This is a genomic window from Brevundimonas sp. ALps5 (assembly GCF_058681645.1).
Map to the genome: position 1 here is coordinate 518,362 of NZ_CM178744.1, position 23,183 is coordinate 541,544.

A 23,183-nucleotide genomic window follows, 5' to 3' on the forward strand; every position below is an offset into this window, starting at 1 on the left:
CTAAAGGGTCAGGACCACCTTGCCGATGTGATGGCCCGCTTCCAGCCGGAGGTGGGCCTGATCGGCCTGTTTCAGCGGGAAGGTCGCCTCGACCGGCGGCCGCACCGCCCCGGACGCCACCCAGGGCCAGACGGTCGCCTCGACCGCCGCCGCCAGCCGCGCCTTCTCGTCGGCCGGCCGTGCCCTGAGGGTCGAGCCGGTCAGGACGATGCGTTTCATCATCAGTTCCGACAGATTGACCTCGGCCCGCGCGCCTGAAAGCGTCGCGATCACCACCCAGCGGCCGAAGGGCTTGAGCGCCTTCAGGTTCAGGGCGGCATAGTCGGCGCCGACCATGTCCAGCACCACATCGACTCCGCCCGCCTCAGCGAGCGCCGCCGCCAGATCGTCTGTCTTCGCATCCAGACTGATGTCGGCGCCGAGGGCTTTCGCCGCCGCCGTCTTCTCCGGCCCGCGCGAGGTGCCGATGACCCGCGCGCCCGCCGCCTTGGCCATCTGAATGGCGGTGACCCCGATGCCGCTGGTTGCGCCGTGGATCAGCAGGGTCTCGCCCGCCTTCAGCGCCCCGCCTTCGAAAACGTTGGTGAAGACGGTGAAGACCGTCTCGGGCAGGGCCGCCGCCTGGACGAAATCCAGCCCGTCCGGGATCGGCAGGGCGTGGCGGGCGTCGACCACCGCATATTCGGCATAACCCCCGCCGCCGAGCAGGGCGCAGACCCGGTCGCCGACGCTCCAGCGGGCAGCGCCCTCCCCCACCTGATCCACCTCGCCGGCGACCTCCAGCCCCAGGATGTCGGGCGCGCCGGGCGGGGCGGGATAGTAGCCGAGGCGCTGCAGCAGATCGGGCCGGTTGACCCCGGCGGCCTTCACCCGGATGCGGATCTGGCCCGGTCCCGCGATGGGATCGGGCCGTTCGCCGGGCGTCAGGGCCTCGGCGGGACCGGCGCCGCCGGCAATCTCGATCGTCCGCATTCGGGGCAAACCTTGCAATCGGGGATATCCAGGCGCTCAGATAGGGGCTTGCACCACGCCTGACCATGGAGGCCAAGGATGACGTTCGAAGATCTGGAGCCCCGCTCGGGGCGCGGCGCGACCCTGACCGCCCTGGCCCGCGAAGATCTGGACCTCTATTCCGTCGAGGAGCTGAACGAGCGGATCGAGGCCCTGCAGGCCGAGATCGACCGCGCCAGGGCCGCCATCGACGGCAAACACGCAAAGAAGAACGCCGCCGACGCCCTGTTCAACTTCCGAAGTTGATGGCGAAGCCGATGCGTTTCGTCCCGGAATGGTTTGACAGCGTCGCCGTTCGTGGCATGGCGGTTGCAGACCGGATCGTGACCACGCCTGTCAGGGGCGAGAACGGGACGGACGCGTACGTATTCCATGAGTATGATTGAGTTGATGGCCAGCGACGACCAACAGTCCGGCGACCCGACCCGCGCGCGCAGCCGTGCGGCGGAGATCCATGATTTCGCCCGTTCGGAACTGTTCGAGCGCACCTTCCGCGAAGGCATGGAGCTGGTCGAGGAGACCGCGACCTATCTGGACGGCGACGGCCGCCGGGAATCCAAGCTGCTGTCGCGCGCCGCGGCCCTGGCCTATGCCGCCGAGAGCATGAAGCTGACGACCCGTTTGATGCAGGTCGCCTCCTGGCTGCTGGTCCAGCGCGCCGTCCGCGAGGGCGACATGGAGCCCGAGGCCGCCTGCGATCCCCGCTATCGCCTGACCGCCCGCCCGCTGGAAAGCGAGCCGAGCCACGCCGAACTGCCCATCGCCCTGATCGAATACGTCGTCCGGGCCGAGAAGCTGCACGACCGGGTCCTGTACCTGGACCGCCGGATGTATCTGGACGCCCCCGCCGAGGCCGAGGCCAACCCGGTCCTCAGCCAGCTGGGCATGCTGGAAGCGGCCTTCCGGTCTTAAGGCTCCGTGGTGCGCGCGGGCGATCCGCGCTAACCTCGATTCATGGTCAAACCTCCCCGCCGCCCGTCCGGTCCTTCCACCGGCGGCCTTCCCGACAAGGAAACCCTGCTGCGCTTCCTGCGCGAGGCGGGTGAAGCCGACAAATCCGATCTGGCCCGCGCCTTCGGCCTGAAGGGCGCGGAACGCCGCGCCCTGCGCGAAATGCTGCGCGAGCTCGAAGCTGAAGGAAAGTTGGGCAAGCGCGGTCGCAAGGGCTTCTCCGAAGCCGGCGCCCTGCCCCCGGTCGGCGTCGTCGATGTGGTCGAAAAGGATGTCGACGGCGAGCTCTATGTCCGGCTGGTCGAGGCCGCCGCCGACGCCCCGCGCGCCGTCCTGATCCCCGACAAGACCGGCAAATCGGGGCCGGCGCCCGGCATGGGCGACCGCCTGCTCGTCAAATTCGAACGGGGCGAGGAAGGCTGGGAAGCCCGCGTCGTCAAGAAGCTGGACAACGGTCACGGTCGCATCCTGGGCGTCATCCGCAAGTCCAACCGCGAGACCCGCGTCGAGCCCGTCGATCGACGTTCCAAGGACGTGCTGTTCATCCCGCCCCTGCTGGCCGAGGACCTGCGCGACGGCGACCTGGTCCTGGCCACGGCGGAGAAGTCCGACCATCGCCACGGGCCCAAACGCGGCAGGATCCTCGAGAAGATCGGCAAGGAGGACGACCCCCGCGCCGCCTCCCTGATCGCCATCTACGCCCACGGCGTCCCGACCGGCTTCTCCGACGCCGTCGAGAAGGAGGCCGAGAACCAGGACCTGCCGACGCTGAAGGGTCGCGACGACCTGCGCGACATTCCCTTCGTCACCATCGACCCCGCCGACGCGCGCGACCACGACGACGCCGTCTTCGCCCAGCGCGACGAGGACGAGAAGAACCCCGGCGGCTGGATCGTCTGGGTCGCCATCGCCGACGTCGCCGCCTATGTCCGCCCCGGCACGGCGCTTGACCGCGAGGCCCGGGCCAAGGGCAACTCCACCTACTTCCCCGACCGCGTCGAGCCGATGCTGCCCGAGCGGCTGTCGAATGGCCTCTGCAGCCTCAAGGAAGGCGAGAACCGCGCGACCCTCTCCGTTCGCATGGTCTTCGACAAGGAGGGCAAGAAGACGGGCCACAAGTTCCACCGCGGCCTGATGCGGTCCCACGCCAAGCTCAGCTACGAGCAGGCCCAGGCCGCCATCGACGGGGTCGAGAACGGCGGCGGCACGGACGACACCACGGGTCCGATCATGGACACCATCCTGTACCCGCTGTGGAACGCCTATCAGACCATGCTCAAGGGCCGACTGAAGCGCAGCCCGCTGCAGATCGAGAGCGCCGAGCGCCGGATCCTGATGGGCAAGGACGGGGGCATCGCCGCCATCGTCCCACGCAAGTCGCTGGAGGCCCACCGGCTGATCGAGGAGATGATGATCCAGGCCAACGTCTGCGCGGCGGAAACGCTGGAGCAGAAGAAGGTCCCCCTGATCTACCGCGTCCACGAGGCGCCCAGTCAGGAGAAGATCTTCAACCTGGCCGACTTCCTCTCGACCATCGCCATGCCCTGGAACAAGGGCGAGCCGGCGACGACCAAACGGTTCAACAAACTGCTGGACCAGACCCGCGACGGTCCCCACGCCGATGTCGTCAATGAGGTCGTGCTGCGCAGCCAGATGCAGGCGGTCTATTCGCCGGACAATGTCGGCCACTTCGGCCTGCACCTCGACCGCTACGCCCACTTCACCTCGCCGATCCGGCGCTATTCCGACCTGATCGTGCACCGGGGCCTGATCCGGGCGCTGAATCTCGGGTCGGACGGGCTGACGGACCGCGAGATCGCCGAGCTTCAGGCCATCGCCGAACAGGTGACCCAGACCGAGCGCCGCTCCATGGCCGCTGAGCGCGACGCCATGGATCGCTATGTCGCCGCCTTCCTCGAGGACCGCGTCGGGGCGACCTTCGACGGGCGGATCACCGGCGTCACCCGCTTCGGCCTGTTCGTGCGGCTGGAGGAGACCGGCGCCGACGGCCTGGTCCCCGTCTCCTCGCTCGGCGACGAATACTTCACCCACGACGACCGCGCCCACGCCCTGGTCGGCGAACGCTCGGGCCAGCGCTACACCCTGGGCCGCGCCGTGCAGGTGAAGCTCAAGGAGGCCACCCCGGTCACCGGCGGACTGCTGTTCGAGATGCTGTCGGACCCGGAGCCGCGCGATCCCAACGCCCCGCGCCCCCGCTACGGCGTCCGCGCCCGCGACCGCGGTCCGGGCGGCGGCAACGGTCCGCCCAAGCGCGGCTCCGGCCGTCCCGGCGGTCCCAAACCTCCGCGCGGCGGCCGGCCTTCGGGCGGGCTTAAGGGCGTCAGGAAGGGCAAGCGCAAATGACCGTGCGACTGATCGGCGTTTCCGGCAGCCTGCGCGCCGGCTCGTTCAACACCGCCCTGCTGCGCGCGGCGCAAGGCATGACGCCGCCAGACGTGGAGCTGGTCGCGGGCTCGATCGAGGGCATCCCGCTGTACAACGGCGATCTGGAGCGGGATCAGGGCATTCCCTCCGCCGTGACGGCGCTCAAGGACCTGATCCTCGGCGCCGAGGGCCTGATGCTGTTCACGCCCGAGTACAACAACGGCATCCCCGGGGTGTTCAAGAACGCCATCGACTGGCTCAGCCGCCCGTCGTCGGACATCGGCCGTGTCTTCGGCGGACGGCCGGTGGCGGTGCTGGGCGCCTCGCCGGGCGGCTTCGGCACGATCATGAGCCAGGCCGCCTGGCTGCCCGTGCTGCGCACCCTCGGCGCCGACCACTGGGCCGGTGAGCGTCTGATGGTCCAGCGCGCCGGTTCGGTCTTCAACGAGAACGGCGAACTGACCGACGAGGCCATCGCCCGTCGCCTCGCCGCCTTCGTCGCGGGGTTCGCCGGTCACTGCGAACGGGTTCGGAACCCCTAGGCCAGCCGCTCCGTCAGGAAGTCGACGAAGACCCGGACCCGCGCCGGCATATTGGCGCCGCCGACGAAGACCGCATGGATCGGCTCGCGGTCACCGGGGTTGAAGGCCTCCAGCAGGGGGACCAGCCGCCCCTCGCGAATGTCGTCCACGGCGCTGAACGCCCCGACCCGGGTGATGCCCACCCCGTCCCGCGCCAGCTGGGTCAGGGTTTCGCCGTTGTTGGCCTCGACCGGCCCGTGGACCGTCAGGGCGAAGTCGCGGCCGTCGCGCCGGAACGGCCAGACCGGCTCGGCCCGGCGGAAGTTGAAGTTCAGACAGTCGTGGTCCAGCAGGTCCGCGGGAACCTTCGGTACTCCCCGCCGCGCCAGATAGTCGGGCGAGGCGACCACCACCCGCCCGGTCTCGCCCAGCTTCCTCGCGGTCAGGCCGCTGTCGGCCAGCAGGCCGAAGCGGATCGCCACATCCGCCTGCCCGGCCGCCACATCGACCAGCCCGTCGGTCAGGCCGATATCGACCAGGATGTGCGGATAAAGCGCGGTGAACTCGCGCAGCAGAGGCACGATGACCAGCCGTCCGTGGGCCAGGGCGACGCTGACCCGCAAGCGTCCCCTCGGCGCGCCCTGATCGGCGACCGACTGCTCGGCGTCAGCGATGTCGGCCAGGATGCGCCGCGCCGCCGCCAGATAGGACTGGCCCTCGGCCGACAGGGTCAGCTGCCGCGTGGTCCGCAGCATCAGCCGCACGCCCAGCCGCGCCTCGATCCGGTCGACGGTCCGCCCCACGGCCGAGGGCGTCAGCCCCAGCCGTCGCCCCGCCGCCGACAGGCTGCCGGCGTCGACCACGGCGGCGAAGACCTCCATCTCCCGCGCCCGATCCGTTCCCGTCTGCACTTGTGCGTTCAAAGCAAATATCCTTGGCCCGAGACCCCACTAAACCCACGCGCGCCTCGCGTCCATTTGTGCACCCGGACACATTGGAGCGGTCAGTCATGGAATATCGTCAACTCGGCGCATCGGGCCTGCGGGTCCCGGTTCTCAGCTTCGGCACGGGGACGTTCGGCGGCTCCGGCCCCCTGTTCGGCGCATGGGGGACCAGCGACGTCGACGAGGCCCGCCGCCTGATCGACATCTGCCTGGAGGCCGGGGTTACTCTGTTCGACACCGCCGACGTCTATTCCGACGGCGCCTCCGAGCGGGTGCTGGGCGAGGCGATCAAGGGCCGTCGCGACGACGTCCTGATCTCGACCAAGACCGGCCTGCCGACCGGCGATGGCCCCGGAGAGTGGGGCGTGTCGCGCGGCCGTCTGATCCGCTCCGTCGACGACGCCCTGAAGCGGCTCGGCACGGACCATATCGACCTGCTGCAACTCCACGCCTTCGACGCCTCGACCCCGGCCGAGGAGCTTCTGGCGACCCTCGACGTCCTCGTGAGCTCCGGCAAGGTCCGCTATACCGGCGTCTCCAACTATCCGGGCTGGGCCCTGATGAAGGCGCAAAGGATCGCCGAGCGCGACGCCAGGCCCCGCTTCGTCGCCCATCAGGTCTACTACTCCCTGATCGGCCGGGCCTATGAGGCCGATCTGATGCCGCTGGCGGCCGACCAGAACATCGGCGCCCTGGTCTGGAGCCCCCTCGGCTGGGGACGCCTGACCGGCAAGATCCGCCGTGATGCGCCCATCCCGGCCGGCAGCCGGCTGCACGACACCGCCGTCTTCGCCCCGCCGGTCGAGGATGAGCACCTGTACCGTGTCGTCGATGCGCTCGACGCCGTCGCCGCCGAAACCGGCAAGACCGTGCCCCAGATCGCCCTGAACTGGCTGCTGCAACGCCCGACCGTGTCCTCGGTCATCATCGGCGCCCGCAATGAGGAACAGCTGCGCCAGAACCTCGGGGCTGTCGGCTGGACGTTGACGGCCCAACAGGTCGCCGTGCTCGACGCCGCCAGCGACGTCCTGCCCGCCTATCCCCACACCCCCTATCGCCAGCAGGCCGGCTTCGCCCGCCTCAACCCGCCGCTCGTCTGAGCCGAGACAACGATGAAACTGAACCTCCCCCTCCTCGCCCTCGCCGCCGGCGCCTTCGGCATCGGCGTGACCGAGTTCGCCCCCATGGGCCTGCTGCCCGTGATGGCCACCGATCTCGGCGTCTCCATCCCCACGGCAGGCCTGCTGATCAGCGCCTATGCGCTGGGCGTCATGCTCGGCGCCCCGCTGATGACCCTGACCACCGGCCGGGTTCCCAGACGCACCCTGCTGATCGGCCTCGTCGGCATCTTCACGGTCGGCAACCTGCTGTCGGCGGTCTCGACCGACTATACGATGCTGCTGATCGCCCGGATCGTGACCTCCCTGAACCACGGCGCCTTCTTCGGCGTCGGCTCGGTCGTCGCCGCCGGCCTCGTCGCCCCCAACCGTCGAGCGGGCGCGGTCGCCGCCATGTTCATGGGCCTGACCATCGCCAATGTCGTCGGCGTGCCGCTGGCGACGTGGGCCGGAGACGTCCTGGGCTGGCGCGCCTCCTTCTGGGGCATCGCCGGGATCGGCGCGGTGGTCATGGCCGCCCTGCGCCTGACCTTGCCGGCCCTGCCCGCGCCGACGGGCGGAAACGTCGCCGACGAACTGCGCGTCCTGAAGAAGGGATCGGTCCTTTCGGCCCTGGCCCTGACCGTGATCGGGTCCAGCGCCATGTTCACCGTCTTCACCTATATCGCCCCGATCCTGAAAGAGCAGACCCACGCCTCCCTCGGCTTCGTCACCGCCATGCTGGTGACCTATGGCCTCGGCCTGACGCTCGGGAACTGGCTGGGCGGGCGGTTCGCGGACAAGTCGGTGGACCGCACCCTGATCGTCACCCTGGCCGCCCTCGCCGTCCTGCTGGTCGCCTTCGCCCTCGTCATGCCGTTCGCGGCGCCCAGCGCGGTGGTCATCTTCCTGTGGGGCGTGGCCAGCTTCGCCCTCGTCCCGCCGCTGCAGGTTCGGGTCATGACCGCCGCCGCCGATGCGCCCAACCTCGCCTCGGCGGTCAATATCGGCGCCTTCAACCTCGGCAACGCCATCGGCGCGGCCCTGGGCGGGGCGGTGATCGCGGGCGGGCTGGGGCTTCCGGCGGTCGCCCTGGCCGGCGCGGTCGCGGCCGCCGCGGGTCTGGTCTTCGCCCTGATCCTCGCGCGGCCTGCGAGGCGGATCGCGACGGCCGAGGGGACGGCCTGAGCTAGGCCGTCCGCTTCGTCATCAGCCGGGCGAGGTCGGCGGTCGGGTAGGCGACCTCCCCGGTCATCCATGACTTGAGCATGGCCAGTTGCCCCGCCGCCGCACCCGCCGCGATCAGGGCCGTCGGCCCCTCCCCGTCGGCCTGTTCCATCCGCGCCGCGATCATCGCCGCCAGCTTGCGCTGCAGCTTGTCCAGCAGGCCGGAGGCGAACAGCATCCGGCCCAGCGACCTCTGCTCCCACAGATGGGCCAGCATGGCCTGCAGCCGGTAGACGTCGCCGCGTCCCACGGCGGCGTCGGCCAGCGGGATGAACAGGGGGTCGATCACCGCGACCAGAACCTCGTCCTTGTTGCGGAAATGCTCATAGAAGGTCGAGCGCCCGACCCCGGCCTCGGCGATCACATCCGCCGTGCGGATCGCGTCATAGCGCCGCGAGAACATCAGCCGGATGAAGGCCTCCGAGATCGCCGCCCGCGTGCGGCGTATCCTCCGGTCCATCTCCTGCGCGTCATGGGTCATGACCGCACGATAGGGCATCCGGCGGCGGCTGTTCAGTCGTCCCCTTCCGGACAAATGGCGGCGAAAGTCCGGAAGCGGACTCCGCGCCGGATCGTCCCTCGCAGCCTCCCTTCCGGCTCGTCACCCTCGCGCGACCATTTCAGGAGGGGCCAATGACCAACGAGACCAACACCACAGACACGGGAACGGACGACCGCCTGGGCGGCGGATTGATGCTGGGCGGGACCCTGGCGGCCCTGTTCCTGATGATGCACCACCCGACCTCCCTGCACGGGCCGGACGACGGCCATCTGATGCGCGACTGGAGCAACGGGCTGGTCCATGGCGGGATGATCGCCTGCATCCTGATCCTGATGGCCGGCGCAACGGTGCTGCCGCGTCGGCTGGGCGAGCGCTATCTGTCGGTGCGCGCCGGCGCCCTCGCCTTCAACGGCGGGATGGCCGCCCTGATCGGCGCGGCCCTGGTCAACGGCTTCGCCGTGCCCCGGATCATGGCCCACGCAGCCAATCATGAGCTGGCCCGGCTTCAGGCCGCGCCCTTTGGCGCCCTCAATCAGGTGCTGGCCTTCTTCGGCATGATCCTGATCGGCCTCGCCTGCGCGCTGTGGGCCGTGCGGATGCTGCGGCTGGGCTTGATGACAAAGATCGCAGGCGGCCTCGGCATCGTCGTCGCCCTCCTCTCGGGCTGGTGGCTGATGCACGGCCACGGCGACTTCAGCCTGCTTCCGGCGGTGATCGCCCTGGCCGTCTTCGCCGTCTGGTCGCTGGCCGTGGCGATCCAGCTGATCAGGCGCGAGATCTGATGTTCGCGTGCGGCCCTGTTCTGGCCCGCCCCCGGTGCTATGACGGCCGGGTGAGCGAGCTTGAACCCTTTGACGCCCGGCAGGATCTGAAGGACGCCCCGCGCGTCGGCGGGCGGATGCGGCCCAGGGACGCGGCGACCCTGATCCTGTTCCGCGACGGAGGTGCCGGGCCGGAGGTGCTGATGGGCCGCCGCGCGCCGGGCCACGTCTTCATGGCCTCCAAATGGGTCTTTCCCGGCGGTCGGGTCGAGCGCGGCGACTTCACCGCCGCCTCCACCGGCGATCTGGTCGAGGCCGCCCGGCTGGAGGCCGAGGTCCCGGCCCGTCGCGCCCGGGCCCTGGCGCTCGCCGCCATTCGCGAGACCTTCGAGGAGACGGGGATGATGCTGGCCCGGCCGGCCCCGGTCGCCTCCGTCGCCGGCGGCTGGCGCGAGTTCCGGGCCGTCGGCGCCCTGCCCGACCTGTCGGTCCTGACCTATGTCGCCCGCGCCATCACCCCGCCCGGTCGCACCCGCCGCTTCGACGCCCGCTTCTTCATGGCCGAGGCCTCGGGCCTGCTGACGCCCGAACCCACCGCCGGATCGGGCGAGCTGGACGAGATCGCCTGGATGCCCTTGGCTGAGGCCCGGACGCTGGAGCTGCCCGCCATCACCCGCATGGTGCTGGGCGAGGCCGCCGAACGCCGCGCCGACCCGGACCGCATCCCGCCCTTCGTCCGCTTCGTGCGCGGATCGCATATCATCACACGGGACTGACCATGACCGGCATCACCCTGCGCCTGACCATCGCCGATCCGGTCCCCGGCATGACCTACAGCCTGCAGGACCAGAAGTCTGTTCCCGTGGGGCCTGTGGTCGCGACCGACACTCCCCTGTCCTTCGACGTGCCGGTCAAACTGTCCGACGACAACCGCCTGACCGGTCCCTTCGTCCGCCGTGAAGGTAAGGAGCGCCGCTTCGTCTATATCGCCATCGGCGGACAGGCTGGAGGGCACACGACGGTCAGCCGCCGCGCCAAGATCGACGTCCACCAGCTGGGCCCTCTGCTGGATCAGGCGCGGGCCGGAAAGGTGCTGGCGGTGACCCTTCCGGGCCGCGACAAGGACGGTCTGCCGGCCTGTGCGACGGTCAAACCGATCGAGCCGTGGCGCGCTGTCTGAATCCACGTTGACTTCCGGGCGCGCCTGAGTATGTTCCGCGCCTCTTATTTTAGCGGCTTTCGCCGTCGCAGAGGTAATTCCGATGGCCAAGCCGGCTTCTATCAAAATCCGCCTGAACTCGACCGCCGACACCGGCTTCTTCTATGTCACCAAGAAGAACGCCCGCACCATGACCGAGAAGATGGTCGTCAACAAATACGACCCGGTCGCGCGCAAGCACGTCCAGTTCAAGGAAGGCAAGATCAAGTAAGATCTGGCCAACCGCCTGAGTTCGAAACGCCCGGCTGGTCCTCCAGCCGGGCGTTTTGCTTTGGGCCTCGCCGTCGCCGGACAAACGCAAAGCTGGTATCCTGCCCGCATATACAACGGGGAGGCAGGTCAGTGAATCCGAACAAGGCGTTGTGGGAAAAGGGTGATTTCACCAAACTGGCGGCGGCGATGCGCGACAGCGGCGCGGCCTTCGTCGAGGGACTGGGCGTCGGTCCCGGGATGGCGGTGCTGGACCTCGGCTGCGGCGACGGCACGACAGCCCTGCCCTCGGCCCGTCTGGGCGCGGACGTTCTGGGCGTCGACATCGCCAGCAATCTGGTTGCGGCCGGCAACGCCCGCGCCGCCGAGGCCGGGCTGACCAACCTGCGCTTTCAGGAAGGCGACGCCTCGGCCCTGACCGATCTCGAGGACGAGCGCTTCGATCTGGTGGTCAGCGTCTTCGGCGCCATGTTCGCGCCCCGACCCTTCGACGTGGCCTCGGAGATGGTGCGGGTCACCAAACCCGGCGGCCGGATCGTCATGGGCAACTGGATTCCCGGCGACCCGACCCTGGTCGCCCAGGTGCTGAAGATCGCCTCTGCCTACAGCCCGCCCCCGCCCGAGGGCTTCGTCAGCCCCATGACCTGGGGCGTACCGGCCAATGTCGTCGAACGGTTCGGCGCGGCGGGCATCCCCGCCGACCACATCAGCTGCGAGCCCCAGACCTATCTGTTCAGCCGCCCGGGGACGGTGACGGAGTTCCTCGACACCTTCCGCAACTTCTACGGCCCGACGATGAACGCCTATGAGGCGGCGGCGAAGGACGGGCGCGCCGAGGAGCTGCACGCCGAGCTCCTGGCCCTGTTCGAGGCCCAGAATCAGGGCGAGCGGGGCCAGATCGTGGTTCCCGCCACCTTCCTGAAGGTCGTGGTGCGGAAGTAGGCTGCTTCTACGCAGCCCCGTCCTACGCAGCCCGGGCGATGACCTGGTTGCGGCCCGAGGCCTTGGCCTCATAGACGCCCTCGTCGGCCCGCTTGAGCAGGGCCTCGGGGGTGTCGTCCGACCCGATGGTCGCCGAAACGCCGATCGAGACCGTCACGGTCAGGTGTTCCTTGCCGCCCATGACCCGGAACGGGGCCAGGCCGATGTCGCGGCGGATGCGGTCGGCGATGCGATGGGCGTCGGCCAGGGTGGTGTCGGGCATGACCACCACGAACTCCTCCCCGCCCAGACGGCAGGGCAGGTCGACGGCGCGGACATTGGTCGCCAGCCGCACGGCGAACTCGGTCAGGACCTCGTCCCCCGCGTCGTGGCCGAACCCGTCGTTGACCGACTTGAAGTGGTCGATGTCCAGCACCAACACCGCGACGGGATCGCCGCCGTGGTTGGCGCGCTGGACGAAGGCCTGCAGCTGGCCGGCCATATAGCGGCGATTGTGCAGCCCGGTCAGGGCGTCGGTGACCGCCATCTCGAGGCTGTAGTCCAGCTTCTCGCGCAGGAAGTCGGTGTAACGCTTGCGGCGGATCTGGGTCCGCGCCCGGGCCGCCAGCTCTTCCGAATCGATGGGCTTGGACAGGATGTCGTTGACGCCCAGCTCCAGCGCCTTGACCAGCCGCGGCCGCTCGGCGGCGTCGACGATGGCCAGGATGGGCAGGTGGCGGGTCGGTTCGGCCGAGCGCACCTGGGCGATCAGGCGCAGGCCGTCGAAGCTCTCGGCCGCCGTATTGACGATCATCAGGTCGATCAGACCCTTGGAGGCGATCAGGGCGGCGCCCGCGTCGGTCTCGACCACCGGCCGGTGCTCGCGCGACAACTCCTCGACGATCTTGGCCGACTGGCGCTCGTTGTCGTCGACGATCAGGACCCGACCGCCCGAACCCCGCAGTCGCCCGGCGCCGTCGGTGGAGACGCCCAGGCGGCGGCCGCTCTCCTCGCGCTCGCGCAGCTCGTCCATGATCAGCTTCAGCCGGACCAGCGAGCGAACGCGGGCGAACAGCACCAGGTCGTCCAGCGGCTTGGTCAGGAAGTCGTCGGCGCCGGCGTCCAGCCCGCGGATACGGTCCTCGCGACCGTCCAGGGCGGTGACCAGGACCACCGGGATGTGGCGGGTCTCCGGATCGGCCTTCAGCCGCTTGCAGGTCTCGAACCCGTCCATGCCGGGCATCATGACGTCCAGCAGGATGATGTCGGGCTTCTCGGCCGAGGCCAGCTTCAGGGCCGTCAGACCGTCGTGGCAGCTCAGGACGTCGTAATACTCGAGCGTCAGCTTGGCCTCGAGCAGGCGGACGTTCGGCTCGACGTCGTCGACGACCAGGATGCGCGCGGTCATCGGGTCGTCACCGGGGCCGGGGTCCCGAGGTGCTTCCGCACGGTCTCGAGGAAGTGCATCACCGAGATGGGCTTGGAGATATAGGCCTCGCAGCCGCCCTGGCGGATCCGTTCCTCGTCGCCCTTCATGGCGAAGGCGGTGACGGCGATGACCGGGATGTGGGCCAGCTCCTCGTCGTCCTTCAGCCATTTGGTGACTTCGAGACCCGAGATCTCGGGCAGCTGGATGTCCATCAGAATCAGATCGGGCATGTGCTGGCGCGCGAGGGCCATGGCCTGCAGACCTTCGCGGGTCTGCAGGGTCTGGTACCCTTGCGAGTCGAGCAGATCATGAAACAGCTTCATGTTCAGCTCGTTATCCTCGACGATGAGGACTTTCTTGGACATCATCACCTGGTCTGGTTCGCCTCCGGTCGCGCTGCGGCGGGGAGGCTGGGTCGCCTTCTTCCCGTGCAATATGGGCGCCCGGGTCTTAAGTTGACGTGAAGCCGGAACCGCCCGGGGAGATTGGGTTTTGGCCATCACGGCCATCTGTCGCGACTGTCTGTGGACCGGGGCCGAGGCGCCGGCTGAAAAGCGCTGTCCGGACTGCGGTTCGCGGCGTCTGGTCTGCGATCCCGAGCTCGACCAGCTGACCATCGCCCACCTGGATTGCGACGCCTTCTACGCCTCGGTGGAGAAGCGCGACCGGCCCGAACTGAGGGACAAGCCGGTCATCGTCGGCGGCGGCGTCCGGGGCGTGGTCTCGACCTGCTGCTATGTCGCGCGGATGTACGGCGTCCATTCGGCCATGCCGATGTTCAAGGCGCTGAAGGCCTGTCCCGACGCCACGGTGATCAAGCCCGACTTCACCAAGTACGTCTTTGAATCGCAGCGGATCTTCGGCTTCGTCGGCGAGCTGACGCCACTGGTCCAGACCTTGTCGCTGGACGAGGCCTGGATCGATCTGGCGGGCACCGAACGGCTGAACGGCGGACCGCCGGCGCTACAGCTGATCCGGCTGATGAAGCGGATCGAGGAGGAGACGGGCCTCACCGTCTCCATCGGCCTGGCGCCCAACCGCTTCCTCGCGAAGATGGCCTCCGAGATGGACAAGCCGCGCGGCTTCTCGGTCGTCTCGAAGCGTGATGCCCAGGCCATTCTCGCGCCCCGCCCGGTCACCGCCCTGCCCCACGTCGGGCCGGTGTTCGGCAAGACCCTGAGGAGCGACGGCTTCAACACCATCGGCGACCTGGCCGCCGCCGATGTGAAGGATCTGGTCAAGCGTTACGGCGAGACGGGCCTGCGGCTGCACGACCTGTCCCACGCCCGCGACAACCGCCCGGTGCGCCCCGAACACGATCGCAAGGGTATGAGCGCCGAGACCACGTTCAACACCGATCTGACGGCGATGGAGGATCTGGAGGCCGAGCTCTGGCCCCTGTGCGAGAAGCTGGCCTCCAAGGCGCGGCGCGACGGCGTGGCCAGCCGGGTGGTGGTGCTCAAGCTGCGCCGCACCGACTTCAAGATCATCACCCGCCGGATCACCGCGCCCGAGCCGATCCAGACCGCCCGCGCCCTGTTCGCCATCGGCCGCGACCTGCTGAAACCGGAACTGGGTCAGCCCTATCGGCTGATCGGCATCGGCATGGCGGATGTGGTCGATGCGGTCGAAGGCCCCACCGGCCTGTTCGCCTCCACCGAAAGCCGTGCCCTGAAGACCGAGACCACCATCGACAGGCTGCGCGCCAAGTTCGGCAAGGACGCGGTGGTGGCGGGGCGGGCGCTGCGGAAATGACCTAGGGCGCCTTCTCCGCCCGCGCGGTCAGATAGGCGTGGAGCGCGGCGATATCCTCATCGGTGAAGGCGCTGAAGTTCTCGCGGGCGACCTCGGACATCAGCCCCTTCTCCTTGCCGTCCATGGCGACCCCGGTGCGCATCAGCTTCGTGAAGCCCGGCAGGTCGTAAGACGCCGCGATCAGCAGGTCCGGCGTAAAGCCCGGCTCGCCCTTGAGGTTCGACCGGTGGCACTCGCCGCAGACTGTCTGGGCCAGATGCCGTCCGCGCGCGAACGACGGCCCGAGGTCCGGCGCCGGGTTCGCCCTGGCCTCCGCGACCCAGGCCGGGGTCGGCTTCTCCCGGCCCAGCAGGATCTTCAGCCGGCCCAGAGGCCCGAAGCGCTCGCGCGGGCGGTCGGGTCCCGCGGCCGGATGGGTGCGCAACCAGGCGATGACGTCGGCGACCTCGGCGTCGGTCATGGTGGTCCAGGTCTCCGACGGCATGGCCCAGAGGGTCGAGCCGTCGGCGCGCACGCCCGAGCGGATCGCCCGCGCCAGCTGGCTATCGGTATAGTGAGGCAGAACCCGCGTCAGGTTGGCCGTATAGACCGTGCCGTTCCACGGATCGCTGTGCCAGACCTCGCCCTGCAGATTGCGCTGGTGGCAGCCGTCGCAGCCCGACACCCGGCCGATATAGGCGCCGCGCGCCACCGCTCCGGGATCGCTCGCCGCCACGATGGTCGGCATCGGCGTTTCCGGCTTCGAGCGGATGATGATCTCGCTGCCGCCATAGACCACGACGAAGGCCAGGACGATCAGTCCCGTCAGGGCGATCAGCCCCCATCGGATGAACTTCAGCATCGGCCGATCCCCCAGCGACATCCGATGATCGCCGATATCCGAACCTCTGACCAGCCCCGTTCAACGCCCCTTAACGGCGATGTGTCAGGGTCCCGCCATGTCCGCCTTCATCGACAAGATGCGCCGCCGCGCCGGCCGCTACCTCGACGTCCGCCCGGTGCGGATCGCGCCCGAACGCGGCGTCTTCAGCCTGTCGTTCGACGACATTCCGCGCACCGCCTGGACCGAGGCCGGGCCGATCCTGGCCGAGCACGGCATCACGGCGACCTACTACGTCTGCGGCGGCCTGTCGGACGGGTCGAACATGGACCTGCCCCAGTTCTCCACCGATGACCTTCAGGCCCTGCATGCGGCCGGGCACGAGGTCGGTTGCCACACCTATGAGCATGTCTCGACCCTGACGATCTCCCCCGCCGAGTTGGACGCCAGCTTCGCCCGCAACGCCGCCTGGGTGGCCGAGCGGCTGGACGGCTATGTCATGCGCACCTTCGCCTATCCGTTCGGCGACGCGGCCCTGGCCTCCAAGCCCGTGGTCGACAGCCGCTTCCTGTGCGGACGCGGGGTCCGCGACGGGATCAATGCCGGGACGGCCGACCGCGCCCTGCTGCAGGCCATCGGTCTGGAGAGCCGCCGTATCCCCGGCTACGACCTCGAGGCGATGATGGCGAAGACGGCCGAGGAGAAGGGCTGGCTGATCGCCTATGGCCACGACGTCATGGACGGCCCGACGCCCTACGGCTGCACGCCGGATGACCTCGACCGCGTGATCCGTCTGGCGAAAGCCGCCGGTCTGGAGATCCTGCCGGTGGCGGCGGCGTGGGAGCGGGTGGCGGCCTGAACCGTCACGACCTAGGGTGATCGCCTGTCCGGGAGAACACCATGATCCACGCTGTGCTGATGATCGGCTTGCTCGCCTTCCCGTCGCCCGCCCCAGGTGGGTCAGCCGGCCAGTACGTCTGCAATGCGCCGACGGCGAACGAATGGCTGAAGCAGGGGCCAGCCGTGGGGACATCCGGCTTCACGGAGGTTGACAGGGCGCGGGTGCTGGCCGTCTCGGCGGACCTCGAGGCCGCCACGGCGATGTTGGCGACGGTGGACGCCATCGAGATCACGCCACAGCAGGCTCAGCGGTTCTCAGGCCAATCCGACTTGCCTGACGGCACGCCCTACCTTGCGCGCGCAGTCTTCCCGACCCCGCGCCCCATGGTGATTGTGAACTGGTATGGGGCCGATCTGTACGTGTTCGCGGGCGGACTGGGGTGCGCGCCCTATGAGAAGCATCCAGTCGTGGTCTTCCTCGACCAAAGGCCCGAGCGGGTGTTCGTCTCCGCCTCGGCCGCCCTCTGACGGTCAGGCCGCTTTCTTCTCCGCCTCGGCCATCGCCGCAGCCCGCTTCTCAGCCCAGGGGATCAGCGTCGACTTCGGCCAGGCGACCAGCCAGGAGCGCGGCAGGTATTCGCCGCTCTCGATCAGGGCGCGGCGGGTCGGCGAGGTGGCGCCGGCGCGGTCCGAATGGATCTGGCCCGGCCCCTGATGGATGATGAAGGCGCCGCCCTTCAGAGGATTGAGGCGCAGATAGGCCATGCGCGGGCTGATCGTCTCCAGCGGCGGATCGTAGAACCAGCTCGAACCGATCATGCCGGCCAGCTCGGGCCGGCGCTTGCAGATGGCGGCGGCCGAGGCCCAGGCCTGATCCCAGCCGGGTTCGGAGAAGTCGTCGGTGTGGCGGCTTTCGGTGTGGACCTCCAGCCAGGGCTTCTTCCAGCCCTGCGCCTTCACATAGGCGATCAGCTGGCTCCAGCCGTAGCCGTCGCGGCCGTTGCGGACCACCTGACCCGGCCCCATCGGCGAGGACAGGTCGATGGTCTGGGTCTTCGCGCCCGGAACGCTGAGCACCAGCGAGAAGCGCACATCCTTGGCCCAGTGGTCGCGGTCGTAGTCGGCGCCCGTCTCTGCGGCCTCGGTCAGGAAGGCGGCCAGCTTGTCGAGCCAGAAGGGATAGAACTGCAGCACCTCGGGCGGGAGGTCTGCCTCCTTGACCCGCCCCGGCAGCTCCAGCGCCCAGGTGGCCACGAGCGCGCGGCGCAGGGCGTCGGTCGCCCCCTCTCCGAGCGCCTCATCGGCCGCATGGGCCGGAAGGTCGAAATTCCAGTGGCTGGCCGAGGCCCTGGCCGAATAGACGGCCTCGACCGAGGCGATATCGACGACCGCACGCTCTTCGGCGCTGAGGCGGTCACGGATGGCCTTGAAGGCCGCGATCTGTGCAGTCGAGAGCGTTTCCATACCGCCAGCATGACACACGCCGGTTGGCGAACCTTTAAGCGGCCATACCGAGTTCGGCCCAAAGTTAGGAGGCGGCCACGATCCGGGTCCGATAGATGGAAGGCCTGCTGTCAGACAGGAGGTCAGCATGGACGAGATCGAGAGACTGAGGGGGCAGGCCCGCAAGGCGCGCCAGTTCGCCGTCTCCGTGGACGAGAAGACCCGTCTCGCGCTCGAGGACTACGCCCGCGAATGCGAGCAGAAGGCCGAGGAGATGGCCGAGGGACGCAGCGGCCCGCCCGAGGGAACCCGGCTTTCCTGAGCGGCTTGCGCGCCTTGGCGGATGACGGGACCGGCGCGGCGCGCTAAACCCCCGGCGTCCCTCAAAGGAGCATTCCGCATGACCGTCGCCGCCCGTATCGCCGAACTTGGCCTCACCCTGCCTGAGCCCGCCAAGCCGGTCGCCAGCTATGTCTCCTTCGTCCAGACGGGCAATCTGGTCCACATCTCGGGCCAGCTGTCGAACGACGCCTCGGGCGGGATCAAGGGCACCGTCGGCGTCGACGTGACCCCGGAACAGGCCGCCGCCGCCGCGCGCCTGTGCGCCATCAATCTGATCGCCCAGATCAACGCCGCCGTGGACGGCGATCTGGAGCGCGTCGTGCGCATCGTGAAGCTGGGCGGCTTCGTCCAGGCAGGACCGGGCTTCACCGCCATCCCCGCAGTGATCAACGGCTGCTCGGACCTGATGGTCGAGGTCTTCGGCGACGCCGGCAAGCACGCCCGCTCGGCCGTCGGCGTCTACCAGCTGCCGCTGGGCTTCGCCGTCGAGGTGGACGCCATCGTGGAAGTCCGCTGAGCCTGACGTCGAACTATACGATCCACGTCCATGACAGCCTCGCGGCCATCGGTCGCGAGGCCTGGGACGCCTGCGCCGACCTGACCGGCGATCCCTTCGTCAGCTACGACTTCCTGTACGCCTGCGAGGCCTCGGACAGCGCCGCGCCGCGTCAGGGCTGGGCCCCGCGCCACCTGTCCTTACGCGACGACAACGACGACGTGCTCGGTGTCATGCCCCTCTATCTCAAGGGCAACAGCCAGGGCGAATACGTCTTCGACCACAGCTGGGCCGACGCCTATGAACGGGCCGGCGGGCGCTACTATCCCAAGCTTCTGGGCGCCGTGCCCTTCACCCCCGCGACCGGACCGCGCTTCCTGCATGCGCCGGGCACGGACGCCGCGACGGTGCGGCAGGCCCTGCTGCAGGGCGCCCTGGGCCTGACCGGCCAGACGGGTGTCTCCTCCCTGCACGTCAACTTCCCGACCGAGGCCGAGTGGCTGGCCATGGGGGAGATGGGCCTGCTGCTGCGGCAGGACATGCAGTTCATCTGGCGCAACGACGGCTATCGGACCTTCGACGACTTCCTCGCCGCCCTGTCGTCCAACCGCCGCAAGACCATCCGCCGCGAGCGCCGCGACGCCCGCGAAGGCCTCGACATCCGCGTCCTGACCGGGGCCGAGATCACCGAAGCCCACTGGGACGCCTTCTTCGCCTTCTACATGGACACGGGGTCGCGGAAGTGGGGCCGGCCCTATCTGACCCGCGAGTTCTTCACGATGATCGGCCAGACCATGGCCGAGCGGATCGCGCTGGTGATGGCCTTCCGGGGCGAGACGCCGATCGCCGGGGCCCTCAACTTCATCGGCCGCGACGCCCTCTATGGGCGGCAGTGGGGCACGCTGGAGGACGTGCCCTTCCTCCACTTCGAGCTCTGCTACTACGCGGCCATCCAGTTCGCCATCGCGCGCGGCCTGTCGCGCGTCGAGGCGGGGGCGCAGGGCGACCACAAGATCGCGCGCGGCTATCTGCCCTCCCCGGTCTATTCAGCCCACTACATCGCCGACAAGGCGCTGAGGGTCCCGGTGGCGCGGTATCTGGATCAGGAACGCCCCGGCATGGCGGCGGAGATCGAGGCCATGACGCGCGAGCTGTCGCCGTATCGGGAGGGGTAGCGTGGAACTGACCGGTTCGCTGGCCTATCTGGCCTTCGCCGCCGTGGGCATCGGGTTGACAGCCTCATCCTGAGGCGACCGCCGGTGCGTCCGGGTCTGGCATACTTCCGGGCCGGACTGATCTTCTCGTCCGTGCTCCTGCTCGGTCAGGTGCTGGCCTTCCTGATCTTCGGCGCCTGGGTGCTTCCACCGTTGGGCGCCGTCGTCATCGGCTTCCTGATGCCCGGCGCGATGCGGCTGGTAACCTAGGCTTTCAGCGCTCGGAACCAGCGGTCCACCAGCACGGCCTCGGCGCGGCGAAGGGCCGTGCGTTCGGCGTTGTCGGCGTCGACGCCCCACTGGCGTTCCTGATAGTCCTCGTCGAGGCGGCTGAGGTCGAAGGCGGCCTCGCCGGTCAGGGCGCCGCGCATCACGGCCAGACCCAGCACGGCTGATCCCAGCAGGGGCACGGCGGTCGCCAGGGCCGTCAGAGCGAAGTCGTCGGCCTGAAGCGCCAGTTCACGAACCCGGGCGATGGAGGCCGGGTCCTGTTCGCGGTGGATGATGCCTTCGGTGGGCGTCAGGACGACGCCGAGGTCCGACGCGGCCCAGTCGCGCCACGGCCCCCAGGCCTTCGCCTGTTCGGCGACCAGTCCGCTCGGGTGTTCGGCCAGATAGCAAAGGGCGTCGGAGCCGGCGTAGGCGGCGATCTCATCCGCGACCGGCTCGCGCGTCTGGCTGACCCGGTCGATGGCGGTGGCCGCGAGGCGCGTCGCAGGCATGGTCCCCGGCTCGATGAACTCGCCTTGCGCAGCCCATTCGTCGGCGACCAGACGCGCCGAGGCCTCGGTCGGCAGCAGGAAGACGGCGTGGGCCGGAGTCTTGGGGGCGCGGCCGTCCAGCACCAGCTTCCAGCCGCCCTCTTCAGCGACGACGTCCGCCGTCTTCCAGAAGCGCTTCAGCCGCTCCTCCGACTCGCGGAACCCCTTGCGGGCGGCGACCATGGGGTCGAGCGGCGGGATGTGGCTCATCAGACGGTCTCAAATACTTCGGCGGCGAAGGCGGTCAGATGGGCATGGAGGTCGGCGAAGTCCACGGCGACGTGGCGTACGCCCGCCGCCCGCTGCTCCTCCGGCGTGTGGAAGCCCCACGAGACGCCGACGGCGGCGATGCCGGCGTTTGCGGCCATGGTCGCGTCATGGGCCGTGTCGCCGATCATGATGGCGGTCGAGGCCGCGCCCTCGCAGGCGGCCATGGCGGCCAGCAGCATGGCGGGATCGGGCTTGCCGGGACCGTCCTCGGCGCAGTGGGTGGAGGCGAAGAGCTCAGCCCAGCCCGGGCGGCCCATGTTGCGGGCGACGCCACGCCGGTTCTGACCCGTGGCCATCGACAGCCGCCAGCCGTCGGCCTTCAGCCGGTGCAGCAGGTCCATGGCGCCGTCGTAGAGCGGCTCCTCATGGCCCGCCTCGAACATGCGGCGGAAGCTGGCCTGGAAGGCCGCGACGAAGTCGGCCAGCTCGGCGTCCGTCAGCGAAGGCTCCAGCGCCTGCATGGCGTCGGGCAGGCTGAGACCCACGATCTGGCGCACCCGGTCATAGGCGGGATCGGGCAGGCCCAGCGCCCGCGACGCCTCGGTCGCCGCCTCGAAGATGGAGGCGCGGCTGTCGACCAGTGTGCCGTCGACGTCGAAGATGGCGAGGGGTCGTCTCATCGCTGGCGCTTCACCCCTTCGAACGGGTCGTAGTCGGCCTCGCTCTCCTCGAAGCCGAAGTGCTGGAAGCCGGCGCGTAGCTCGGGGCTGATGGGGGCTTCGACGATCAGCTTGCCGCCCGAGGGGTGGTCCAGCTCGATGCGGCGGGCGTGGAGTTGCAGCTTGAGCGGCCCGGACAGCTCGGCCGAACGCTCGTCACCGTACTTGGGGTCGCCCAGGATCGGATGGCCGATGCCCTTCATATGGGCGCGCAGCTGGTGGGTCCGTCCGGTGAAGGGACGCAGCGCCATCCACGAGGCGCGCTGGCCCGCGTGGCTGATCAGGGCGAAGGCGGTCTCGGCCGGCTCGGCGCCGTTCTCCTTGCGGTCGGCCGGACGCATGATCTCGAAGTCGTTGATGCCGGACTTCTTGAGCGCCATGTCGATCTGGCCCGACGAGGGCTTGGGCATGCCCTGGACGATGGCCCAGTAGGTCTTCTTCGCCTGACGCCGGGCGAAGGCGCCGGCCAGTCGCTTGGCCGCCTCCGGCCCCTTGCCGAGCAGCAGGACGCCCGAGGTGTCGCGGTCCAGACGGTGGACCAGACGCGGCCGGTCCATCCCCTCGCCCCAGGCGGACAGCAGCCGGTCGACGTGGCGGGTGGTCTTGGTGCCGCCCTGCACCGCCAGGCCGTGCGGCTTGTTCAGGGCGATGACCAGATCGTCCTCATAGATCACCATCGACCTGGCGAAGGCGATGTCGGCGGGCGTCAGGGCCATATGCTCGCCGGGCGCGCGGACGATGGGCTCGGGGATCGGGGGCACGCGCACGGCGGCGCCGGCGGTCAGACGGCCCTCGGGCTTGATGCGGGCGCCGTCGACGCGGATCTGGCCGCCCCGGGCCATCTTCTGCACCTGGATGTTGGACAGATGGGGCCAGCGCCGGCGGAACCAGCGGTCCAGCCGGATGCCGTCCTCGGCCTCGGCGACATAGACGATCTGGGCCTCGCGGGTCCCGACGGGGCCCTTGGCAGCAGGAGCCTCGCGGCCCTCGTCGGCGGGATCGTAGCTCATGCGGCGGCTCCGAAGGCGCGACGGGCGATCATCAGACCCAGGAAGACGGCGGCGATGGCGCAGACCACCGAGACGGCGACATAGGCGGCGGCGAGGCCCAGCTGACGGCGCTCGATCAGCAGGGCCGTCTCCAGCGAGAAGGCCGAGAAGGTGGTGAAGCCACCGAGGACGCCCACGGCGGCGAAGACGCGCACGCTCTCCTGACTGGCGCCGCCGCGCGCGGCCAGCCAGCCCACGACCAGCCCCATGACGAGGCCGCCGACGAGGTTGACGGTCATTGTGCCGAAGGGCCAGGCCGCGCCGGGGAAGAGCCGCCCGGCGGCCAGTCCGACGCCGTAGCGCGCCATGGAGCCGAGGGCTCCGCCGATGGCGACGAGAAGGAAGCGTGTCATGAT

Annotated in this window: 29 protein-coding genes; 18 read left to right on the plus strand and 11 right to left on the minus strand. The window is 69.4% G+C overall.

Annotated elements, in window-relative coordinates; genetic code table 11:
* Entirely contained in the window at positions 1-972 is a 972-nt protein-coding gene (locus ACW172_RS02220; protein ID WP_492033566.1) for an NAD(P)H-quinone oxidoreductase, read from the minus strand.
* Between the two features lie 78 nt (positions 973-1,050).
* Here ACW172_RS02220 and ACW172_RS02225 point away from each other — a divergent pair, with 78 nt between their 5' ends.
* From ACW172_RS02225 to ACW172_RS02240, 4 genes are all read left to right on the plus strand, one after another.
* A complete protein-coding gene (locus ACW172_RS02225; protein ID WP_492033567.1) occupies positions 1,051-1,257 on the plus strand; it encodes a DUF1192 domain-containing protein in 207 nt (68 codons plus the stop codon).
* A gap of 144 nt (positions 1,258-1,401) precedes the next feature.
* Positions 1,402-1,923, plus strand: coding sequence for a protease adaptor protein RcdA (rcdA, locus tag ACW172_RS02230; protein ID WP_492033568.1), 522 nt, complete (start codon positions 1,402-1,404; stop codon positions 1,921-1,923).
* A gap of 42 nt (positions 1,924-1,965) precedes the next feature.
* Positions 1,966-4,326, plus strand: a complete 2,361-nt coding sequence (gene rnr, locus ACW172_RS02235; RefSeq protein ID WP_492033569.1) for a ribonuclease R — start codon at positions 1,966-1,968, stop codon at positions 4,324-4,326.
* Positions 4,323-4,889 carry an NADPH-dependent FMN reductase gene (locus ACW172_RS02240; protein ID WP_492033570.1) on the plus strand — a complete coding sequence of 189 codons (567 nt, stop codon included), beginning with the start codon at positions 4,323-4,325 and terminating at the stop codon, positions 4,887-4,889. Before rnr ends, ACW172_RS02240 begins: the two co-directional genes overlap by 4 nt.
* On the opposite strand, the gene ACW172_RS02245 is transcribed toward ACW172_RS02240, so the two are convergent.
* Complete coding sequence (locus ACW172_RS02245) at positions 4,886-5,791, minus strand: LysR family transcriptional regulator (protein WP_492033571.1); 906 nt, start codon at positions 5,789-5,791, stop codon at positions 4,886-4,888. The two genes, ACW172_RS02240 and ACW172_RS02245, sit on opposite strands and share 4 nt — an antisense overlap.
* Positions 5,792-5,877: 86 nt before the next feature.
* Between ACW172_RS02245 and ACW172_RS02250 the strand changes: the two genes are divergently transcribed.
* Both ACW172_RS02250 and ACW172_RS02255 read left to right on the plus strand, forming a co-directional pair.
* Positions 5,878-6,912, plus strand: coding sequence for an aldo/keto reductase (locus tag ACW172_RS02250; protein WP_492033572.1), 1,035 nt, complete (start codon positions 5,878-5,880; stop codon positions 6,910-6,912).
* Positions 6,913-6,924: 12 nt separating this feature from the next.
* Positions 6,925-8,097 (plus strand): MFS transporter, encoded by a 1,173-nt coding sequence (locus ACW172_RS02255; RefSeq protein ID WP_492033573.1) that lies wholly within the window; start codon positions 6,925-6,927, stop codon positions 8,095-8,097.
* A gap of 1 nt (position 8,098) precedes the next feature.
* On the opposite strand, the gene ACW172_RS02260 is transcribed toward ACW172_RS02255, so the two are convergent.
* A complete protein-coding gene (locus ACW172_RS02260; protein WP_492033574.1) occupies positions 8,099-8,635 on the minus strand; it encodes a TetR/AcrR family transcriptional regulator in 537 nt (178 codons plus the stop codon).
* Between the two features lie 134 nt (positions 8,636-8,769).
* On the opposite strand from ACW172_RS02260, the gene ACW172_RS02265 reads away from it, so the two are divergent.
* The 5 genes from ACW172_RS02265 (at position 8,770) to ACW172_RS02285 (ending at position 11,770) form a co-directional block, all read left to right on the plus strand.
* Positions 8,770-9,420 (plus strand): hypothetical protein, encoded by a 651-nt coding sequence (locus tag ACW172_RS02265; protein WP_492033575.1) that lies wholly within the window; start codon positions 8,770-8,772, stop codon positions 9,418-9,420.
* Between the two features lie 116 nt (positions 9,421-9,536).
* Positions 9,537-10,175 (plus strand): NUDIX hydrolase, encoded by a 639-nt coding sequence (locus ACW172_RS02270; RefSeq protein WP_492034926.1) that lies wholly within the window; start codon positions 9,537-9,539, stop codon positions 10,173-10,175.
* 2 nt (positions 10,176-10,177) lie between these two features.
* Positions 10,178-10,579, plus strand: coding sequence for a DUF5990 family protein (locus ACW172_RS02275; protein WP_492033576.1), 402 nt, complete (start codon positions 10,178-10,180; stop codon positions 10,577-10,579).
* A gap of 82 nt (positions 10,580-10,661) precedes the next feature.
* On the plus strand, positions 10,662-10,829 hold the full coding sequence (gene rpmG / locus ACW172_RS02280) for a 50S ribosomal protein L33 (RefSeq protein ID WP_207870951.1): 168 nt from the start codon (positions 10,662-10,664) through the stop codon (positions 10,827-10,829).
* A gap of 131 nt (positions 10,830-10,960) precedes the next feature.
* Complete coding sequence (locus tag ACW172_RS02285) at positions 10,961-11,770, plus strand: class I SAM-dependent methyltransferase (RefSeq protein WP_492033577.1); 810 nt, start codon at positions 10,961-10,963, stop codon at positions 11,768-11,770.
* A gap of 22 nt (positions 11,771-11,792) precedes the next feature.
* Here ACW172_RS02285 and ACW172_RS02290 read toward each other — a convergent pair whose 3' ends face one another.
* Complete coding sequence (locus ACW172_RS02290; protein WP_492033578.1) at positions 11,793-13,157, minus strand: PleD family two-component system response regulator; 1,365 nt, start codon at positions 13,155-13,157, stop codon at positions 11,793-11,795.
* The gene (locus tag ACW172_RS02295; protein WP_492033579.1) at positions 13,154-13,543 is read right to left on the minus strand and encodes a response regulator; all 390 of its coding nucleotides are present in this window, start codon (positions 13,541-13,543) and stop codon (positions 13,154-13,156) included. The genes ACW172_RS02290 and ACW172_RS02295 overlap by 4 nt, the downstream gene beginning before the upstream one ends.
* Positions 13,544-13,670: 127 nt before the next feature.
* Here ACW172_RS02295 and ACW172_RS02300 point away from each other — a divergent pair, with 127 nt between their 5' ends.
* Positions 13,671-14,933, plus strand: coding sequence for a DNA polymerase IV (locus ACW172_RS02300; protein ID WP_492033580.1), 1,263 nt, complete (start codon positions 13,671-13,673; stop codon positions 14,931-14,933).
* A gap of 1 nt (position 14,934) precedes the next feature.
* Here the strand turns inward: ACW172_RS02300 and ACW172_RS02305 are convergent, their stop codons facing one another.
* Positions 14,935-15,774 carry a c-type cytochrome gene (locus tag ACW172_RS02305; protein ID WP_492033581.1) on the minus strand — a complete coding sequence of 280 codons (840 nt, stop codon included), beginning with the start codon at positions 15,772-15,774 and terminating at the stop codon, positions 14,935-14,937.
* A 97-nt stretch (positions 15,775-15,871) separates the two neighbouring features.
* On the opposite strand from ACW172_RS02305, the gene ACW172_RS02310 reads away from it, so the two are divergent.
* Positions 15,872-16,612, plus strand: coding sequence for a polysaccharide deacetylase family protein (locus ACW172_RS02310; RefSeq protein WP_492033582.1), 741 nt, complete (start codon positions 15,872-15,874; stop codon positions 16,610-16,612).
* 41 nt (positions 16,613-16,653) lie between these two features.
* Positions 16,654-17,121 carry a hypothetical protein gene (locus ACW172_RS02315; protein WP_492033583.1) on the plus strand — a complete coding sequence of 156 codons (468 nt, stop codon included), beginning with the start codon at positions 16,654-16,656 and terminating at the stop codon, positions 17,119-17,121.
* Between the two features lie 3 nt (positions 17,122-17,124).
* On the opposite strand, the gene ACW172_RS02320 is transcribed toward ACW172_RS02315, so the two are convergent.
* The gene (locus tag ACW172_RS02320; RefSeq protein ID WP_492033584.1) at positions 17,125-18,057 is read right to left on the minus strand and encodes a hypothetical protein; all 933 of its coding nucleotides are present in this window, start codon (positions 18,055-18,057) and stop codon (positions 17,125-17,127) included.
* Positions 18,058-18,184: 127 nt separating this feature from the next.
* On the opposite strand from ACW172_RS02320, the gene ACW172_RS02325 reads away from it, so the two are divergent.
* From ACW172_RS02325 to ACW172_RS02340, 4 genes are all read left to right on the plus strand, one after another.
* The gene (locus ACW172_RS02325; protein WP_492033585.1) at positions 18,185-18,358 is read left to right on the plus strand and encodes a hypothetical protein; all 174 of its coding nucleotides are present in this window, start codon (positions 18,185-18,187) and stop codon (positions 18,356-18,358) included.
* 78 nt (positions 18,359-18,436) lie between these two features.
* On the plus strand, positions 18,437-18,895 hold the full coding sequence (locus tag ACW172_RS02330) for a RidA family protein (protein ID WP_492033586.1): 459 nt from the start codon (positions 18,437-18,439) through the stop codon (positions 18,893-18,895).
* Between the two features lie 2 nt (positions 18,896-18,897).
* Positions 18,898-20,049 (plus strand): GNAT family N-acetyltransferase, encoded by a 1,152-nt coding sequence (locus ACW172_RS02335; RefSeq protein ID WP_492034927.1) that lies wholly within the window; start codon positions 18,898-18,900, stop codon positions 20,047-20,049.
* Between the two features lie 84 nt (positions 20,050-20,133).
* The gene (locus ACW172_RS02340; RefSeq protein ID WP_492033587.1) at positions 20,134-20,298 is read left to right on the plus strand and encodes a hypothetical protein; all 165 of its coding nucleotides are present in this window, start codon (positions 20,134-20,136) and stop codon (positions 20,296-20,298) included.
* On the opposite strand, the gene ACW172_RS02345 is transcribed toward ACW172_RS02340, so the two are convergent.
* Genes ACW172_RS02345 through crcB form a run of 4 tightly spaced genes read right to left on the minus strand, consistent with a single transcriptional unit; the run spans position 20,295 to position 23,180 of the window.
* Positions 20,295-21,059, minus strand: a complete 765-nt coding sequence (locus tag ACW172_RS02345) for an ATP12 family chaperone protein (RefSeq protein WP_492033588.1) — start codon at positions 21,057-21,059, stop codon at positions 20,295-20,297. The two genes, ACW172_RS02340 and ACW172_RS02345, sit on opposite strands and share 4 nt — an antisense overlap.
* Positions 21,059-21,739, minus strand: a complete 681-nt coding sequence (locus ACW172_RS02350) for an HAD-IA family hydrolase (protein WP_492033589.1) — start codon at positions 21,737-21,739, stop codon at positions 21,059-21,061. Before ACW172_RS02350 ends, ACW172_RS02345 begins: the two co-directional genes overlap by 1 nt.
* Complete coding sequence (locus tag ACW172_RS02355) at positions 21,736-22,788, minus strand: RluA family pseudouridine synthase (protein ID WP_492033590.1); 1,053 nt, start codon at positions 22,786-22,788, stop codon at positions 21,736-21,738. The genes ACW172_RS02350 and ACW172_RS02355 overlap by 4 nt, the downstream gene beginning before the upstream one ends.
* Positions 22,785-23,180, minus strand: coding sequence for a fluoride efflux transporter CrcB (crcB, locus tag ACW172_RS02360; protein WP_492033591.1), 396 nt, complete (start codon positions 23,178-23,180; stop codon positions 22,785-22,787). The genes ACW172_RS02355 and crcB overlap by 4 nt, the downstream gene beginning before the upstream one ends.
* Positions 23,181-23,183 lie beyond the last annotated feature (3 nt).

Excerpts from the sequence above, each read along its gene's own strand:
- ACW172_RS02220 (WP_492033566.1), bottom strand. The coding sequence starts at position 972 with ATGCGGACGATCGAGATTGCCGGCGGCGCCGGTCCCGCCGAGGCCCTG.
- ACW172_RS02225 (WP_492033567.1), top strand. The coding sequence starts at position 1,051 with ATGACGTTCGAAGATCTGGAGCCCCGCTCGGGGCGCGGCGCGACCCTG.
- rcdA (WP_492033568.1), top strand. The coding sequence starts at position 1,402 with ATGGCCAGCGACGACCAACAGTCCGGCGACCCGACCCGCGCGCGCAGC.
- rnr (WP_492033569.1), top strand. The coding sequence starts at position 1,966 with ATGGTCAAACCTCCCCGCCGCCCGTCCGGTCCTTCCACCGGCGGCCTT.
- ACW172_RS02240 (WP_492033570.1), top strand. The coding sequence starts at position 4,323 with ATGACCGTGCGACTGATCGGCGTTTCCGGCAGCCTGCGCGCCGGCTCG.
- ACW172_RS02250 (WP_492033572.1), top strand. The coding sequence starts at position 5,878 with ATGGAATATCGTCAACTCGGCGCATCGGGCCTGCGGGTCCCGGTTCTC.
- ACW172_RS02255 (WP_492033573.1), top strand. The coding sequence starts at position 6,925 with ATGAAACTGAACCTCCCCCTCCTCGCCCTCGCCGCCGGCGCCTTCGGC.
- ACW172_RS02260 (WP_492033574.1), bottom strand. The coding sequence starts at position 8,635 with ATGCCCTATCGTGCGGTCATGACCCATGACGCGCAGGAGATGGACCGG.
- ACW172_RS02265 (WP_492033575.1), top strand. The coding sequence starts at position 8,770 with ATGACCAACGAGACCAACACCACAGACACGGGAACGGACGACCGCCTG.
- ACW172_RS02270 (WP_492034926.1), top strand. The coding sequence starts at position 9,537 with ATGCGGCCCAGGGACGCGGCGACCCTGATCCTGTTCCGCGACGGAGGT.
- ACW172_RS02275 (WP_492033576.1), top strand. The coding sequence starts at position 10,178 with ATGACCGGCATCACCCTGCGCCTGACCATCGCCGATCCGGTCCCCGGC.
- rpmG (WP_207870951.1), top strand. The coding sequence starts at position 10,662 with ATGGCCAAGCCGGCTTCTATCAAAATCCGCCTGAACTCGACCGCCGAC.
- ACW172_RS02290 (WP_492033578.1), bottom strand. The coding sequence starts at position 13,157 with ATGACCGCGCGCATCCTGGTCGTCGACGACGTCGAGCCGAACGTCCGC.
- ACW172_RS02295 (WP_492033579.1), bottom strand. The coding sequence starts at position 13,543 with ATGTCCAAGAAAGTCCTCATCGTCGAGGATAACGAGCTGAACATGAAG.
- ACW172_RS02305 (WP_492033581.1), bottom strand. The coding sequence starts at position 15,774 with ATGCTGAAGTTCATCCGATGGGGGCTGATCGCCCTGACGGGACTGATC.
- ACW172_RS02310 (WP_492033582.1), top strand. The coding sequence starts at position 15,872 with ATGTCCGCCTTCATCGACAAGATGCGCCGCCGCGCCGGCCGCTACCTC.
- ACW172_RS02315 (WP_492033583.1), top strand. The coding sequence starts at position 16,654 with ATGATCCACGCTGTGCTGATGATCGGCTTGCTCGCCTTCCCGTCGCCC.
- ACW172_RS02320 (WP_492033584.1), bottom strand. The coding sequence starts at position 18,057 with ATGGAAACGCTCTCGACTGCACAGATCGCGGCCTTCAAGGCCATCCGT.
- ACW172_RS02325 (WP_492033585.1), top strand. The coding sequence starts at position 18,185 with ATGGACGAGATCGAGAGACTGAGGGGGCAGGCCCGCAAGGCGCGCCAG.
- ACW172_RS02330 (WP_492033586.1), top strand. The coding sequence starts at position 18,437 with ATGACCGTCGCCGCCCGTATCGCCGAACTTGGCCTCACCCTGCCTGAG.
- ACW172_RS02345 (WP_492033588.1), bottom strand. The coding sequence starts at position 21,059 with ATGAGCCACATCCCGCCGCTCGACCCCATGGTCGCCGCCCGCAAGGGG.
- ACW172_RS02350 (WP_492033589.1), bottom strand. The coding sequence starts at position 21,739 with ATGAGACGACCCCTCGCCATCTTCGACGTCGACGGCACACTGGTCGAC.
- ACW172_RS02355 (WP_492033590.1), bottom strand. The coding sequence starts at position 22,788 with ATGAGCTACGATCCCGCCGACGAGGGCCGCGAGGCTCCTGCTGCCAAG.
- crcB (WP_492033591.1), bottom strand. The coding sequence starts at position 23,180 with ATGACACGCTTCCTTCTCGTCGCCATCGGCGGAGCCCTCGGCTCCATG.